General features: G+C 65.2%; 14 protein-coding genes and 1 tRNA gene. 4 read left to right on the top strand and 11 right to left on the bottom strand.

Annotated features, from left to right (window positions below):
* Positions 1–36: 36 nt before the first annotated feature.
* On the bottom strand, positions 37–555 hold the full coding sequence (locus tag ACWIQA_RS03980; protein ID WP_448581770.1) for a hypothetical protein: 519 nt from the start codon (positions 553–555) through the stop codon (positions 37–39).
* A 186-nt stretch (positions 556–741) separates the two neighbouring features.
* Here ACWIQA_RS03980 and ACWIQA_RS03975 point away from each other — a divergent pair, with 186 nt between their 5' ends.
* From ACWIQA_RS03975 to ACWIQA_RS03960, 4 genes are all read left to right on the top strand, one after another.
* The gene (locus ACWIQA_RS03975; RefSeq protein WP_448581769.1) at positions 742–1,845 is read left to right on the top strand and encodes a CaiB/BaiF CoA transferase family protein; all 1,104 of its coding nucleotides are present in this window, start codon (positions 742–744) and stop codon (positions 1,843–1,845) included.
* 66 nt (positions 1,846–1,911) lie between these two features.
* On the top strand, positions 1,912–4,287 hold the full coding sequence (gene lon / locus ACWIQA_RS03970; protein ID WP_448581768.1) for an endopeptidase La: 2,376 nt from the start codon (positions 1,912–1,914) through the stop codon (positions 4,285–4,287).
* Between the two features lie 202 nt (positions 4,288–4,489).
* Positions 4,490–5,287, top strand: coding sequence for a PEPxxWA-CTERM sorting domain-containing protein (locus ACWIQA_RS03965; RefSeq protein WP_448581767.1), 798 nt, complete (start codon positions 4,490–4,492; stop codon positions 5,285–5,287).
* Between the two features lie 29 nt (positions 5,288–5,316).
* Positions 5,317–5,391: transfer RNA gene (locus tag ACWIQA_RS03960), tRNA-Val, on the top strand.
* A gap of 247 nt (positions 5,392–5,638) precedes the next feature.
* On the opposite strand, the gene ACWIQA_RS03955 is transcribed toward ACWIQA_RS03960, so the two are convergent.
* From ACWIQA_RS03955 to ACWIQA_RS03910, 10 genes are all read right to left on the bottom strand, one after another.
* Positions 5,639–8,209: a putative bifunctional diguanylate cyclase/phosphodiesterase gene (locus ACWIQA_RS03955; RefSeq protein WP_448581766.1), complete on the bottom strand. Its 2,571-nt coding sequence runs from the start codon at positions 8,207–8,209 to the stop codon at positions 5,639–5,641.
* A gap of 313 nt (positions 8,210–8,522) precedes the next feature.
* Positions 8,523–9,650 carry a flavodoxin-dependent (E)-4-hydroxy-3-methylbut-2-enyl-diphosphate synthase gene (ispG, locus tag ACWIQA_RS03950; protein ID WP_448581765.1) on the bottom strand — a complete coding sequence of 376 codons (1,128 nt, stop codon included), beginning with the start codon at positions 9,648–9,650 and terminating at the stop codon, positions 8,523–8,525.
* Positions 9,651–9,767: 117 nt separating this feature from the next.
* Complete coding sequence (gene pal / locus ACWIQA_RS03945) at positions 9,768–10,304, bottom strand: peptidoglycan-associated lipoprotein Pal (RefSeq protein ID WP_448581764.1); 537 nt, start codon at positions 10,302–10,304, stop codon at positions 9,768–9,770.
* A gap of 107 nt (positions 10,305–10,411) precedes the next feature.
* Positions 10,412–11,734 carry a Tol-Pal system beta propeller repeat protein TolB gene (tolB, locus tag ACWIQA_RS03940; RefSeq protein ID WP_448581772.1) on the bottom strand — a complete coding sequence of 441 codons (1,323 nt, stop codon included), beginning with the start codon at positions 11,732–11,734 and terminating at the stop codon, positions 10,412–10,414.
* Positions 11,734–12,555, bottom strand: a complete 822-nt coding sequence (locus ACWIQA_RS03935) for a hypothetical protein (RefSeq protein WP_448581763.1) — start codon at positions 12,553–12,555, stop codon at positions 11,734–11,736. Before ACWIQA_RS03935 ends, tolB begins: the two co-directional genes overlap by 1 nt.
* Positions 12,552–12,947: an ExbD/TolR family protein gene (locus ACWIQA_RS03930; RefSeq protein WP_448581762.1), complete on the bottom strand. Its 396-nt coding sequence runs from the start codon at positions 12,945–12,947 to the stop codon at positions 12,552–12,554. Before ACWIQA_RS03930 ends, ACWIQA_RS03935 begins: the two co-directional genes overlap by 4 nt.
* A 53-nt stretch (positions 12,948–13,000) precedes the next feature.
* Entirely contained in the window at positions 13,001–13,663 is a 663-nt protein-coding gene (gene tolQ, locus ACWIQA_RS03925) for a protein TolQ (RefSeq protein ID WP_448581771.1), read from the bottom strand.
* 110 nt (positions 13,664–13,773) lie between these two features.
* Complete coding sequence (locus ACWIQA_RS03920; RefSeq protein WP_448581761.1) at positions 13,774–14,187, bottom strand: YbgC/FadM family acyl-CoA thioesterase; 414 nt, start codon at positions 14,185–14,187, stop codon at positions 13,774–13,776.
* A gap of 29 nt (positions 14,188–14,216) precedes the next feature.
* Positions 14,217–14,642, bottom strand: a complete 426-nt coding sequence (gene rplS, locus ACWIQA_RS03915) for a 50S ribosomal protein L19 (RefSeq protein WP_448581760.1) — start codon at positions 14,640–14,642, stop codon at positions 14,217–14,219.
* On the bottom strand, positions 14,639–15,193 hold a 555-nt coding region (locus tag ACWIQA_RS03910; protein ID WP_448581759.1), incomplete at its 5' end, for a tRNA (guanosine(37)-N1)-methyltransferase TrmD. The genes rplS and ACWIQA_RS03910, both read right to left, overlap by 4 nt.

The following is a 15,193-nucleotide window of genomic DNA, read 5'->3' as shown; positions in this document are numbered from 1 at the left end:
CGCAGGAGCGAGGCGGTGGCGCTGAAGGGGTGAACTTCAGCGCGTCCGAAGTGCCCATTCTCCACGCCCGACCTTCGCAAAGAGATCAACTCCGCGAAAATTGGCTGAGTCCGAAGAATGATCTTCTATGGTTCGCCGTATAGTCGCCTCCAATGTCTTGGGCACCGAGCGACCGGCAGCACGCCTTTGAGCAGCAACGTGTTTGTAGATCGCGTGAAGCGAAGCTCGACCCCCAAGATCGTAAAATGCCTTGTGAATATCATCAACCCATCTAACTTTACCCATCCCAACTTCCCCTCCAAACGTCTCAACTCGACCCTTCAATTCAGAGCTCTTTCCCTCTAAATGATCGTCGATCGTAGGCGCAATATCAAGGGCGGAGCGCTCTTGAAGCCGAGCGCTTGGGTTCTCGACTGGTAAGCCGCGGTTGCTGTCTGCCACGAGCGGTTTTACGCCCAAGATCCTTCTCAGCACGTCATTTTCGGTCTGCTCTCCAGGCCGCCGTAGGGCCCAAATAGCTGCAAACACATCGACACTAACCAGAATCTCGCGCATTGGGTCATCCTCCTTGGTTGATCTTCGCCATCAGTAAACACGCGGGCTCCAGAACGCAAGAGGGAAAACACTCTTTTTTTACCTCTAATCGCCTCTTTGGACCAATGCCCTCTGCGGCCCCTCCCGAAAGCGCCTGCTGGCGGGCCCAAGCCTGCGCCCTATGTCAACACGCGGGAGGAGTAGCGCATGGGACCATTGGCCGGAATCCGGGTGCTCGACCTGTCACAAATCGTCTCGGGCCCCATGGCGGGGGGCTGGCTTGCCGACCAGGGCGCAGACGTCATCAAGCTCGAGAGCCCCGAAGGTGACCCGGTAACTGGCTTCGGGGCGCGGCGCGGCGGGGTCTCGGGCATCTATGTCGCCGTCAACCGCGGCAAGCGCGGCGAGAAGCTCGACCTGAAAGACCCGGCAACCCATGCACGCTTCGAGGCGCTGGTCTCCTGGGCAGATGTGCTCATCGAGAATTTCCGCCCCGGCACCATGGCCAAGCTCGGCCTGCCCTATGAGCGCTGCGCCGAATGGAACCCGCGCCTCATCTGGTGCTCGATTACCGGCTTCGGCCCGAGCGGGCCCTATGCAAACCTCAGGGCCTATGATCCGGTGGTGCAGGCCGCCTCTGCCGTGTGCGCGCTGCAGGCCGGCGCCGAGCCCGAGCCAAAGCTGGTCGGCACGCTCATCTTCGACAAGGTCACAGCCATCACGGCTGCCCAGGCAATTACCGCTGCCCTTTTCGCTCGCGAGCGGACCGGCGCAGGCCAGAAGGTCGAAGTCGCAATGCTCGATGCCGCTGTCGCCTTCAACTGGGTAGAGGGCATGTACAATCAGGCCTTCGTCGACGGGCCGGAAGCGCCGATGCCAGACTATGCCACCTTCGGCCGGCTGTGGCGCGCGAAGGATGGCTGGGTGGCCCTGTCGGCGTTGCAGGATGTCGAGTTCCGCGCGCTCAGAGACGCGCTCGGGCACCCCGAAAGCCTCGCTGACCCGGTGTTTGACACGGGCGGCGGGCGCTTTGCCAATCTGCCGGCGATGATGGCCGCAATCGGCGCCGAAGTTGCCAAGCGCACCGTCGCTGAGCTCATGGAAGGCTTCACGCGCGCCGGCGCCGTCGGCTGCGTGGTCAATGACCGCGAGACTCTGCTGACCGACCCCCAGGTGGTGCACAATGGCTGCATCGTCGAAGTGGACCAAGGCAAGGCCGGGCGAGTCCGAGTGGCCCGTCACCCCGTCCGCTTCTCCGCAACGCCAGCCGTCACGCTGCCCGGGCCGGCACCACGCCTGGCCGGAGACTAAACCGGCAGCGCTTTCAACCTTCGCGCACGATTGCGCTTGCGCATCGAGCGCCCCATATGCGCTGCCATGGACATCACTCTTCCCGTGCTCCCGCTCCGGGACATCGTGGTCTTCCCGCACATGATTGTGCCGCTTTTCGTCGGGCGCGAGAAATCGGTCAAGGCGCTCGAGTCCGCAATGCAGGCCGACAAGTCGATCTTCCTGCTGTCGCAAAAAAACCCGTCTGACGAGGACCCGGGCCGCGACGCGCTCTATGATGTTGGCACAATCGCAACCGTGCTGCAGCTCTTGAAGCTGCCCGATGGCACCGTCAAGGTACTGGTGGAAGGGCGACGCCGGGCCAAAGTGCTGTCTCTCGTGCTCGCTGGCGAGCATCTCGTGGCAACGCTTGCCGAGCTTGTCGACCTGCCGCCGCAGGGAGCAGAAGGCGAAGTGCTCGAGCGTTCCGTCCTGAAGCAGTTCGAGACTTATGCCAAGCAGGCGCGCAAGGCCTCCCCCGAGCTTGCGAGCCAGCTTGAGACCATGGGAGATCCCGGCCGGCTGGCCGACACCATTGCCGCCAATCTCAACCTCAAGATCGCAGACCGTCAGGCACTTCTTTCGGAAACCGACGTCGCGAAGCGGCTCGAGCTCGTCCTCGCCCACATGGAAGCCGAAATCGGCCTCCTCCAAGTCGAACGGAAGATCAAGAGCCGTGTCAAACGGCAGATGGAGAAGACCCAGCGCGAATACTATCTCAATGAACAGCTGAAGGCAATCCAGCGCGAACTGGGTGACGATGACGATGGCAACGAGACTGCCGAATACGAAGCGAGGATTTCCAAGACCAAGCTTTCGAAGGAAGCTCGCGAAAAGGCGATCGCTGAGGTCCGCAAGCTGAAGGCGATGTCGCCGATGTCGGCGGAAGCGACAGTGGTGCGGAACTGGCTTGACGTTCTCTTGTCACTGCCCTGGGGCAAGACTTCGAAGATCAAGAAGGACATTGTTGCCGCCGAAGCCGTGCTCGAGGCCGACCACTACGGCCTTGAGAAGGTGAAGGAACGTATCATCGAATATCTGGCCGTCCAGGCCCGGACCAACAAGCTGAAGGGACCCATCCTCTGCCTGGTCGGGCCGCCTGGCGTTGGCAAGACCTCGCTCGGGCGCTCGATTGCCAAGGCAACCGGCCGCGAATTCATCCGCCAGTCGCTCGGCGGCGTGAGGGACGAGGCCGAGATCCGCGGCCACCGGCGCACCTACATCGGCTCGATGCCGGGCAAGATCATCCAGAACCTCAAGAAGGCCGGCACATCCAACCCGCTCTTCCTTCTCGATGAAATCGACAAGCTGGGCCATGACTTCCGCGGCGACCCGGCCTCAGCCCTGCTTGAAGTGCTCGACCCGGAACAAAACGCCAAGTTCAACGATCATTATCTGGAAGTCGATTTCGACCTGAGCCAGGTCATGTTCGTGACCACGGCCAACAGCTACAACATGCCCCAGCCACTTCTCGACCGCATGGAGATCATCCAGCTTTCGGGCTACACGGAGGAGGAAAAGGTCGAGATTGCCAAACGCCATCTGCTGCCCAAGCAGATGGAAGCCCATGGGCTGAAGGAGGGCGAGTTCGCCGTCACCGATGCGGCACTTCGGGATGTCATCCGCTATTACACGCGAGAGGCAGGCGTGAGGACGCTCGAGCGCGAGCTTGCCAAGCTGGCACGCAAGTCGCTGCGGCGGATTCTTGAGAAGAAGGGTGAGGCTTTCACCATCACACCTGACAATCTTGGTGAATTCCTGGGCGTGCGGAAGTTCCGCTTCGGCATGTCGGAAGCCGAAGACCAGGTCGGCGCCGTGACTGGCCTTGCCTGGACCCAGAGCGGCGGCGATCTTTTGACCATCGAGAGCGTGACGGTTCCTGGCAAGGGAAGTGTCGTCCAGACTGGCAAGCTCGGCGATGTCATGAAGGAATCGATCACAACGGCCTTCTCGTTCGTGAAAGCACGGGCAGCGGCCTACGGGATCGACAGCGAGACGCTCGCCAAAAAGGACATCCATGTCCATGTGCCGGAAGGTGCAACACCCAAGGACGGGCCTTCGGCCGGCGTTGCGATGGTGACGTCCATCGTCTCGACGCTGACCGGCATCCCCGTTCGCCGCGATGTGGCGATGACGGGCGAAGTCACTCTGCGAGGCCGGGTACTTGCAATTGGCGGCTTGAAGGAAAAACTGCTCGCTGCACTCCGGGGCGGGATCTCAACTGTGCTCATCCCGGCTGAGAACGAGAAGGACTTGGCCGAGATCCCGGACAATGTGAAGGCTGGCCTCACCATTGTGCCGGTCGCGCATGTGGATGAGGTAATCGCGCGGGCCTTTGCGCGGCCGGTCTCGCCGCTACCCGTGCTCGACCCCGCCGAGCAGGCCGCTGCACCCGCGCCGGTCGAGGCGCCCGTCACCCATTGAGCCTTGTCCCTCGGCGCTGCGGATGGCATTCTCCAAGCGAGCCAGACGGAGGGTCGGGATGGGAACACGGGCTTTGGCAGCATTCCTCGGCGCCGGTTTGGCAGCCGCCGTGCCTGCGTCCGCTCAGGGCTATTTCGGAACCGTGAGCGGCGTGATCGACGGCGCGTCAATTTTGCCATGCGCGAGCACGGCCGAAATTGGCGTGACCATCTCCTGTGTGCGGACTGGCACGGCCGGCAACTTCTTTCAGGCCTTCGCGCGGGCCGAGCCAAAGGGAGTGATGCGCGGGCAGGCGTTCGCCCGGGGCTTCGGTGACCAGACGACAGTAACGATCGGGACCGGAGGTGGCGCCTGGACGGAACGGATGCTGTTTGATCCGTTGCTGGAACCGGTATTCATGACCTTCACTGTCCAGATGTCAGGCAACCAGTCCACCAGCTTCGCGGGCGCGGGCTTTGCTGGCGCCTCGACAGCCGCCTTCATGCAGATGGGCATCTACCGCGGTGGCCTTTCGGTCGATCCTGCGGTCCTCGACGAGGTGGCGCTGGTGCGCGGCCTTCAGGACTTCGGCACCTTCAAGGTGCACACGCTGGGCAAGGAAACGCGGGTCCGGGGGGTGAGCGGCGGCTTTTCCTCCATCGTCGTTCGCCCCGAAGACACTGTCTTTCCCTTCGAGCTCACCGTCGAGCTCGATCCCGGCCTCGCGCTTCTCGACTGGATCTGGCGCTTCGCTGCCAATGCCTCCGTCGCAGCAGGCGCAGAGGGCTTCGCCTTTACGGACTATTCCGGCACTTTCCAGATCCTCAACATCACGGCACGCAACGCGATCGGGCGGAACATCACGCATCGGCTCAACATCCGTTTCCCCTCGGGCCAGGTCTATCCGCTCGGGATTATCCCCGAACCGGGAACCTGGGCCATGATGATCGCCGGGTTCGGCCTGGTCGGCGCTTCGCTCCGCCGGCGGCGCGCAGTTGACAGCGCGCCAGCGCTCGCCTAGCCGAGCGCTCCTCGCCGGCCGTGGCATTCGGGCGCGTAGCTCAGTGGTAGAGCACTGTGTTCACACCGCAGGGGTCGCAAGTTCAATCCTTGCCGCGCCCACCATTGGCGGCCATCCTCACAGCATCCATCTGCAAGACCGCAAACGGCCTCGGCCGGGGGGTCACGCTTGGCGCGGCGGGCAAGCATGTTTTGCTGGCCGGCAGTCCCGTCGCGTTGCCAGCGAAGACAGCTGAGCCCTTCGCCTCAAGAGCCGCCTGAGCAATCTTCCGGTCCTCATGTGGCGACATGGGAAGCGGAGGGCCCCTGGCCGCTGCACCCAGGGCCGACTGCCGCCCATGGGTTTCACATCTCAGCCGCGTGGGCCAGAGATATAGCGCCGCGCCTGCGGAAGGAGGGGCGCGCTTGTCGCCCCTGACGGGTGCGTTTCAAGGAGAGCGCGGGCTGCCGCAACTGTCATCGGCCGGCCAATGAGATAGCCTTGCACCAGGGTGCAGCCATGGCCTTCGAGGAAGCGCAGCTGCGCTTTCGTCTCCACTCCCTCGGCCACGCAATCAAGCTCGAGCCCGCGGGCAAGGCTGATGATGGTGCGGGCGATGAGTTCGCGGCGACGGTCCTGCCCGATGGCGGCAACGAAGCTGCGGTCCATCTTGAGACAGTCCACTGCAAGTGTGCCAAGATGGCTCAACGAGGCGTGGCCGGTGCCAAAATCATCGAGTGCCACACGGACCCCGGCCTTGCGAAGCCAGTCGAGCGTCTGGCTGATCCGGGTGAAGGACCGATCGAGAAAGACGGTTTCCGTGACTTCGAGCTCGAGTGCTGCAGGAGGAAGGCAGGCCCGGTCAAGAAGGGTCGTCACTTGGTCGAGCAAGTCCTCAGCCAAAAGCTGCGCAGTTGAGACATTGACGCTCACACGCAAAGGCCGTCCGGTCGAGTCTCGCAAGGCCTTGGCAGCAGCAAGAGCGCGGGCAAGCACAGCGCGCCCAAGCCGCTCGGCAAGGCCATGTTCCTCCGCAGCGGCGACGAACTCGAGCGGCGACACAGCCCGGCCCTGGTCAGTCCAGCGGGCGAGCGCTTCGAAGCCAGCGATGGCGCCATCGGCCAGGCGGAGCTGCGGCTGCAGGGCAACGTCGATGTCGCCAGAGTCGAGCGCGCGCCGCAGCCGCTCGGCAAGCCGGCGCCGGTCCGCAAGCTCCTCGGCCAGCCGGTCAGCATAGAAGACGGCGCGGCCCCGGCCTTGGCGCTTAGCTTCATAGAGGGCGCGATCGGCATGGCGCAGCAACGTCTCGCAATCCTTCCCGTCTTGGCCAGCAAGCGCCACACCGACAGAGAGGGAAGGAATGAGCCGGACAGAGCCGACCGGGACCGCCCGCGAGGCAGCTGCAAGGATCGCCTCGACCCTGGCCCGAGCATCGGCCTTGCTGGTCCCGCACAAGAAGAGGGCGAATTCGTCACCCCCGAGCCTGGCGGCAAGGTCGGTCTTGCGGATGGCTCGCTCCAGCCGGCGAGCGACTGCGATCAGCAGCCTGTCGCCAGCGTCGTGGCCGTAAACATCGTTCACCGACTTGAAGTGGTCGACATCGAGGACGATGAGACACCCAGCAGGGGGTGTGGTTGGGGCTTCACGAGCATGGCGATCGGCCATCGCTTTGAGAAGCCCCATGAATCCGGCCCGGTTGAGCAGGCCAGTCAGAGGATCTCGGCTGGCGCGGTCGCGCGCTTCGAGCTCGGCCTGCTTCAAGGCGGTGATATCGGTGCGTACCCAAATGAGGTAGCCTGAGGCCGTCCGCCGTGCCGAGGAGAGGAGCCAGCGGCCATCGGGAAGCCGGGTTTCGACCCCCACGAGCCCAGCGCGGACGGCAGCAAGCCCGCGTTCCGTCAGCTTGTCGAGCCGGGCCTCGTCGCCGCCAGCATCGGCAGCGTTGTGGCGGAACCAGGCCCGGATTGTCGTTGCAAGCGGCGTGCCCGGCGTGAACAGAGGAGCAAACGCTGGAAAGGTCTCATAGAGTGCCCGATTGCCGGTCACGAACCGATCGCAGCGGTCGTAGACCGAAAGCGCAACCGGGACAGCATCGACGATTTCCCGCAGCAGCGTCTCGGCCTCGCAGCGCAGGGCAAGTTCGCGCGCAGCCTCCTCCTGGAGAGCGCGCCGGGCGGTCGAATCACTTTCAATCCCGACGAAGCCGGAAAGCGCGCCTTGGTCATCGCGGATCGGGGAGATGGAAAGCTCGATCCAGTAGGGCGTTCCATCCGCACGATAGTTCAGGATTTCGCCTGCGAACGGCGCACCTCTTGCAATCGCACGAGAGATGGCAGCAACCGTCGCCGGATCGGTGCCCGGCCCCTGAAGCAATTCGCCAGGCTTGCGGCCGAGAAAGTCCGCCAGCCTGTAGCCGGTCAGCTGCTCGAAGGCCCGGTTGGCCCAGAGTGTGCGGCCGTCGCGGTCGGCGATGACAGCGGCATTCGTCATCTGCTGGACGACAAGGGCGAGACGCGCATGCTCGGTGCTGCGCGCGGTCGCTTCCGTCACATCCTCGCAGGTGCCAGCCAGCCAGCGCGGCACGCCGCCCTCAGCAAAGGCAAGACCGCATGAGCGCAGCAGCCGCAACCGGCCTTTGGCAGTCCTGATCGGAAAGGTCGCATCCCAGGCGCGCCCGCGCTCCCGCGCCTCTGCAATAACGGCCTCGATCCCGGCGCGGGCGTCGGGCAGGTAGAAGGCGAGCGCCTCCTCGATCGTCGGCTGGAACCGAGAGGAGGTTTCGTGGATGTGTGATGTCAACCGGCTCCACCAGAGGGTGCCGGCAGAGAAATCATAGAGCCAAAGGCCAAGGTGCGCGGAGGCAAACAGGGGTTCAGCCGTCCGCAACGCAGCTTCGAGCGGGTTGGTGTCGGGTGCAATCAGCGGAGGCTTGAAATGACGCATGGACCTTCCGCATCCGGCTGGCGGTCGCGGCGCCTTGTGATGCCACTCGCCGCTTCGCCCGAGTTCCGTCCCTTGCGCAATCAACGGCAAGCCGGACGGGAATTTAGCCGGCTGCAGCCGCTTTCGCTTCGCGCTTGCGGTGGCTTGCCCTCGCCTTCCAGCGACTCTTGCTGCAACGCGCCTGCCGGCTACCCCGGGGCTTGCCGGGAGCAGGCACCCCTTCCCCGCACAGGTCCGGGGCCATGCGCAGGCTCAGCGGACGGCAGGCCGCCCATCCGCAGAGCCGGCGGCCGGCGGAAGGGTCGCGGCTGCCTTACTCGGCTGCCCGCAGAGCCGCCTGTTCCGTCCTGGCCTCGATTTCGGCAGCCTTCTTCTCGACCAGCTCGACGATGTGGTCGATGATCCGCTCGTCTGTCACATGGTGGTCGGTGACACCGGAAAGATAGACCATGTGGCGGCCGTTGCCGCCACCGGTCAAGCCAATGTCCGTCTCGCGTGCTTCGCCGGGGCCGTTGACGACGCAGCCCAGCACCGAGAGCGACAAGGGCGTCGTAATATGGGCAAGGCGCGCTTCCAGGGTCTCAACCGTGCGGATGACATCGAAGCCCTGCCGCGCGCACGAAGGGCAAGAGACGATCTTCACCCCCCGGGCCCGAATTCCAAGCGATTTCAGGATATGAAAGCCGACCTTCACTTCCTCCTCAGGCTCGGCGGAAAGCGAGACGCGGATGGTATCGCCGATTCCTGCCCAGAGCAGCATGCCAAGGCCAATTGCCGACTTGACTGTGCCGCCGATAAGGCCGCCGGCCTCTGTAATGCCCAAATGGAGGGGATAGTCAGTGCGGGCGGCAAGCTCATTATAGGCAGCAACCGCTAAGAAAACGTCAGAGGCCTTCACGCTGATCTTGAACTCGTGGAAGTCCGCATCTTCGAGGAGCTTGGCATGTTCGAGCGCAGACTCGACCAAGGCTTCCGGGCAGGGCTCACCATATTTCTCAAGAAGATGCTTCTCCAGGCTGCCAGCGTTCACGCCAATGCGGATGGCGCAGCCGTTCGCCTTGGCGGCGCGCACCACTTCCTTCACGCGCTCCATCGAGCCGATGTTGCCTGGGTTGATGCGCAAGCAGGCGGCACCAGCGTCGGCGGCCTCGAGCGCGCGCTTGTAGTGGAAATGGATGTCGGCAACAATTGGCACCCGAGCTGCGCGCGTGATGCGCCGGAAGGCAGCTGTTGCTTCCTCAGTCGGGCAGGATACGCGGATGATGTCCGCACCGACCTCCTCGCAGCGGCGGATCTGGTCGATTGTGGCCGCAGCATCCTCGGTCGGCGTGTTGGTCATGGTCTGGACGGTAATCGGGGCGTCACCACCCACGGGCACGCGGCCCACCATGATCTGCCGGCTCTTGCGCCGGACGATGTCGCGCCAAGGGCGAACGCTCATGTCATCTCCTCGGGGTCGGCTCTGGAGCGCCTGCCCCTCTTCTATAGTCTCAGCCCGGCAACGAGGGAAGCAGGGCGCAGGAAAAATCCGACTGCGCCGGTCAGCTTCCCGACGCCGTCAGTTGGCCATGCCAGAGACGAGGACGGTGACGGCGCGGCGGTTCTGGGCCCAGGCGTCCTCGTTGGAGCCTTCGACGGCGGGCCGCTCCTTGCCATAGCTGATGACCGAGAGGCGCGAGGCGGCAATACCTTGGGCGGCGAGATAGTTGCGCGCGGCATTGGCCCGACGCTCGCCAAGGGCCAGATTATACTCGCGTGTTCCCCGCTCGTCGGCGTGGCCTTCGATGGTGGCGCGGACGGCTGGATACTGGCGCAGCCACTCGGCCTGGCGATCGAGCGTGGCGCGGGCGTCCGCGTCAAGATCGTAGCGGTCGAGCCCGAAGAAGATCCTGTCCGAGCCAGCGCGGGCAAGAAAATCGGCCATGCTGCCGGGCACGGCGGTGGTGCCAACGCCGGGCACAGGGGCTGACGGCTCGGCCGGGAGGACCGGAGCCGTTGGCGGCGGCGGCGGCGGGGGAAGCGTCTCCCGCTTCCTGGCGCAGGCAGAGACCAGAAGTGCAACCAGAACCGTGACGAAGGCAAGCTGACGCGACATGGACTTTTCCCCTCGTTGCATGGCAATGACTGCGATCTGCTGCTTCGGCGCGCCCTAGCGCGGATTTCCTGCACAGGAAATGAAGCTGCTCCAAAACAAGCGTTCGGTCAGGGCAAGAGCGAGCTCCACGACGGGTCGCTTGCCTCGAGCGGAGTTGGAATGGCGCGCTCGTGGCGGCCGGTCAAGTCGACAGCACGCAAGGTCGAGCGGCCGCCGCGCTCCGTGCGGGTGAAGAGGATGACCCGGCCGTTTGGCGCCCAGCTCGGGTTCTCGTCCTGCCAGCCGTCGGTCAAAATCCGCTCGCCGCTGCCATCGGGGCGGATGACGGCGATGCGGAACTGGCCGCCGCGGATGCGGACGAAGGCGATGAGGTCGCCGCGCGGGCTCCACACCGGGCTTGCGGCACGACCCTCGCCGAAGCTGATGCGTTCAGCACCACTGCCGTCTGCGTTCATGACATAGAGTTGCTGAGTTCCGCCACGGTCGCTTTCGAACACGATTCGGCGGCCATCGGGGCTCATGCTGGGGGAGGTGTCGATAGCGCTTGCGCTGGTGAGCCGCCTGCTGCTGCGGCTTTTGAGGTCGATCGCGTGGATATCGGCGTTGCCCGAGGCCATCACCGAGAAGAGAAGGCGGCTGCCATCGGGCGTGAAAGAGGGGGCGAAGGTCATTGACTGGAAGGTGCCAACCGCCTCCTGCCGGCCAGAGCCGATGTTGTAGATCCATACCCGGGGCCGGTTCCCCTCGAAGCTCATGTAGCTGATGGCCTGCTGGTTGGGTGCAAAGCGCGGGGTCAAGACGATATTCTGTCCACCGGTCAGGAACCGGTGGTTGGCGCCATCCTGGTCCATGATGGCGAGCCGCTTCACGCGGTTGGTGCGCGGGCCAGCTTCAGAGACATAGACGATGCGGGTGTCAAAATAGCCGGCCTCGCCAGTCAGCCGTGTATAGACCATGTCGCTGCACTTGTGGGCGGCTCGGCGCCAGCCGGCGACTGGCACGGTAAAGCCTTGGCGGGCCAGTTCCTCCTCGGCGAAGACGTCGTGAAGATAGCAGCCCACAGTCAGGGTGCCGTCGGGGTTGGCAGTCACGAAGCCTGAGACAAGCGCCTGCGCTCCAAGCCTCCTGTAGGTGAAGAAGGCGGGCCGGAAGATCTGAGCATCAGTCGGGCGGGGAAGCGCAGCGCGGTCGATCGGGCGGAACAGGCCTGCGCCCTGGAGGTTGGCAGCGATGATCTGGGCGACCGACTGGCCGAGGGCAGCAGTATCGCCGGCGGGCGTGGACGTGTTGGCGGGCGTGGGGAACACAGGGACCGCAATTGGCATTGGCGCTGCAAAGCCTTCGGTGATGTCGACCCGCAGCTGGGCGGCAGCGGGTGTTGCTGCAAGAGCCAGCACGGCAAGGACGAGGCGGCAGAGGGGCAAACGCATCACGTCATCATCCTCGGGTCGAAATTGAGCTCGAACTCCCGCCAATGGGCATAGAGCTCGGCAGGAAGGTCAAGCGGGCTGCACCGCAGCACGGCGCGGCGCGCCGTCTCAACGAAAGCGCGAGCGTAGGCGGCGTTGGCTTCCGTTGCGCCGGTCTGGCTCACAAACTCGGGCGGGCTGGCAAGCGAGCCGTCGCGATGGAGGCGGATCCGGAGCACGACCGTCATCGCCTTTACATCCTGGCCCCCGACTGGCGGGTTCCAGCAAGGCGCGATCTGGGAGCGGATGGCAGCCTCGAGAGAAGCGAGCGCCTGCGGACCGGGGGTGCCGGGTGCCGTACCGCGGGCAGTCGCTTCCGCCGCCGCCGGCGGGCGTCGTGCTGCCCGTTTCGCCGAGCGGTCGATGAGCGCTTCAAGTGCGCTCGCGTCGAACGGCTGGGCTGGAGTCGCTGCTGCCGGCGACGGCCTGGGCGCCGGGCGGACCGGCTCGCGCACAACCGCATCCTGGATCGCAAGATCGGAAGGTGCCGGCGGGGGCACATCCGCCTGGGTGGCAGGCGCAGGATCGGGAGCCGGCGCCTCGGCCGGCGCTGCCTCTGCAGGTGCGGGCGCAGGGTCGGGGGCCGGCAGCACCATCGCCGGCTCGGGCGCCGGCGCCGCCGGGCTCGGCGACACCGTCGCTTTACCCACGCGGATGAACTCAACGGGTGTCACGTCGCTTGGCGGCGGGGAAGGTGGCGCCAGGCGGATGGCAAGCGACAGCGCAGAAAGGAGCGCGAAGTGCGCAAGCGCTGCAATGAAAAGTGCTTGGCGCTCGGTCACGGGCGGCTCTTGGGCTCGGTGCGCGGCCGGTTGACGAGGGCAACGCGCGTAAACCCGGCGCCGGTCACGTCGGCGAGCAGCGCTGCGACGTCGCCATAGGGGATGGCAGCATCCGCACGGATGACGACCCGGACCTCATTGCCGCGCGCTTCGCGAATGGCCGCCAAGCGAGCTGCAAATTCTGCGTTCGCAAGCGTCTCGCCGTCGATCTGGCGGGCGCCATTGCGGGCGAGCGTGACGGAGAGCGGCTCCTCCTCGGCGGGGAGGGCCTTCGCTTGCGTCTGTGGGAGATCGACTGCTGTCCCGGTAACGAGGAGGGGCGCTGCCACCATGAAGATGATAAGGAGGACCAGCATCACGTCGACAAGCGGAGTGACATTGATCTCCGACATGGGCGCCCGCCTGCGGCGGCGACCGCTGGCGGTGCCGGGAACGCCCATTCCCATCAGGCGCCGCCCTCCTGGTCAAGCTCGCGCGAGAGCATGGCATGAAAGGCAGCGGAGAAGGCCGCCAGCCGATCTTCAAGGCGCGAGATGAGATGAAGCAGGCGGTTGTAGCCAATGACGGCGGGAATGGCGGCGAACAGGCCGATGGCAGTTGCAAACAGGGCCTCGGCGATTCCCGGTGCCACCACGGCAAGGCTGGTGTTCTGGGTCTGGCCGATGGCGATGAAGGCGCGCATGATACCCCACACAGTGCCGAACAGGCCGACGAAGGGGGCAACCGAGCCGATGGTTGCAAGCACGTTCAGGCGATCAGAGAGGTCGGAGACCGAGCGGTCGATCGAGGCGGCCATGACGCTTGCCAGCCGGGCGCGCACGCCCTCGCGGTCGATTGCCGAGCGGCCGTCGGTTGAGGCCTTCCATTCCTCAAGACCAGCGCGGAACAGCGCGGCGGCTGGATGATCTCCCTTGCCGCCGCCGATGTCCTCAAGCGTCCGCGCGTTCCAGAAGCGCGCTTCAAAGGCGGCCGTTTCGCGCTTTAAGCGCGCGAGCAGGCGCGACCGCTCGAGGATGATCGCCCACGACCAGACAGAGGCGGCCAACAGGCCGAGCATCACCAGCTTCACGACGATGTCGGCTTCAAGGAAGAGCGTGAGCGGCGACATGCCCGCCGCCGGAGCTACCAGCTTGTCCACGCGATCCTTTCTGGCCTAGGTGATGACTCTGACGATATGACAGGGCGAATGCGCCATCCTGTGGCTGTCCCCTCGGCTCTTTATGCGGACTGAACAGCGCTGCTCAAGTCGCGATAGCGGGCCACCCATTCCCGCGGCTGGCGCCTCGGCCTCCCACCCAGTGTCAGAAAGGCCGCACGAACGCGCGCCTCAAGCAGAAGATCGATGCCGCGCAAGATCCGCTGCGCCATGACAACCGTTGCCCCACCGACTTCAAGGCAGCGTGTCTCGACGACGAGGTCATCGTCGAGCCGGGCCGGGGCGACGAACCTGAGCGCCATGTCGGCAATCGCATAGACGCCCTCTCCGCGCGCATGGGCGCCGCGCTGGTCGATGCCGATGACGCGCAGCAGATCGGAGCGGGCGCGTTCCAGGAAGCGGAGATAGTTGGCATGGTAGACCACGCCGGAGAGGTCGGTGTCCTCGAAATAGACGCGCACCGGAAAGCGGTGCACGCCCGCCTCGATGACGCCGCTGGCCGGGCTCAGGCGGCCTCGCCCGCGCTGCCAGCATCCGCCCCGGCATCAGGCGCGGCTCCGACACCCGAACGCGCGTCGCGGCGCTCGGCGATCCGCGCTGACTTGCCTGAGCGACCGCGCAGATAATAGAGCTTGGCCCGGCGCACGACCCCGCGGCGCACCACCTCGATTGAGTCGATGCTCGGCGAATAGAGCGGGAAGACTCGCTCAACACCTTCGCCGAAGCTCACTTTCCGGACCGTGAAGCTGGAGCCCATCCCCTTGTTGGCGCGCGCAATGCACACACCCTCGAAATACTGGATGCGCGTGCGGTCCCCTTCCTTGACCTTGACACCCACGCGCAGTGTATCGCCGGCACGGAAGGCGGGAACCGGACGGGCGGCGGTGAGCTTTGCGATCTGCTCGGCCTCGATCGTCTGCAACAGGTTCATGCATCTTCTCCATCACCGGCCTCGCGTTCGGGCCGATGTTCCGGTTGCGCGGCAGAGGGCGGGTTCTTGCGAGATGCCTCCCACAGGTCGGGCCGCCATGCCCTGGTATCCTTCTCGGCCTGGGCGCGACGCCAGGCTTCGATGGCGCCATGGTTTCCAGAGCGCAACACCTCCGGAATGCCATGCCCCTCGAAGTCGAGGGGGCGCGTGTAGTGCGGATATTCGAGGAGGCCGGTTTCGAAGCTTTCCTCGTCCGCGCTTGCGGAGGCGCCCATTACGCCGGGAAGAAGGCGGACGCAAGCATCGAGCAGCGCCAGCGCCGCAAGCTCGCCGCCTGAGAGCAGGATGTCGGCGAGGCAGAAGGGCTCGATTTGCCGCGCGGCGAAGATGCGCTCGTCCATCCCCTCGAAGCGGCCACACAGCAGGATGACGCCAGGCCCGCCAGCGAGCTCGCGGATACGGCGCTGGGTGAGGCGGGGAGCGCGGGGCGTCGGGGCGAGGACCGGGAGGCCAGGACAGCGGCCGCGCGCGGCATCGACGGCGCGGGCCAT

Source organism: Thermaurantiacus sp. (genome assembly GCF_053487655.1).
The sequence above is the reverse complement of the archived record's forward strand: the minus strand, read 5'-3'. Positions and strand labels throughout refer to the sequence as shown.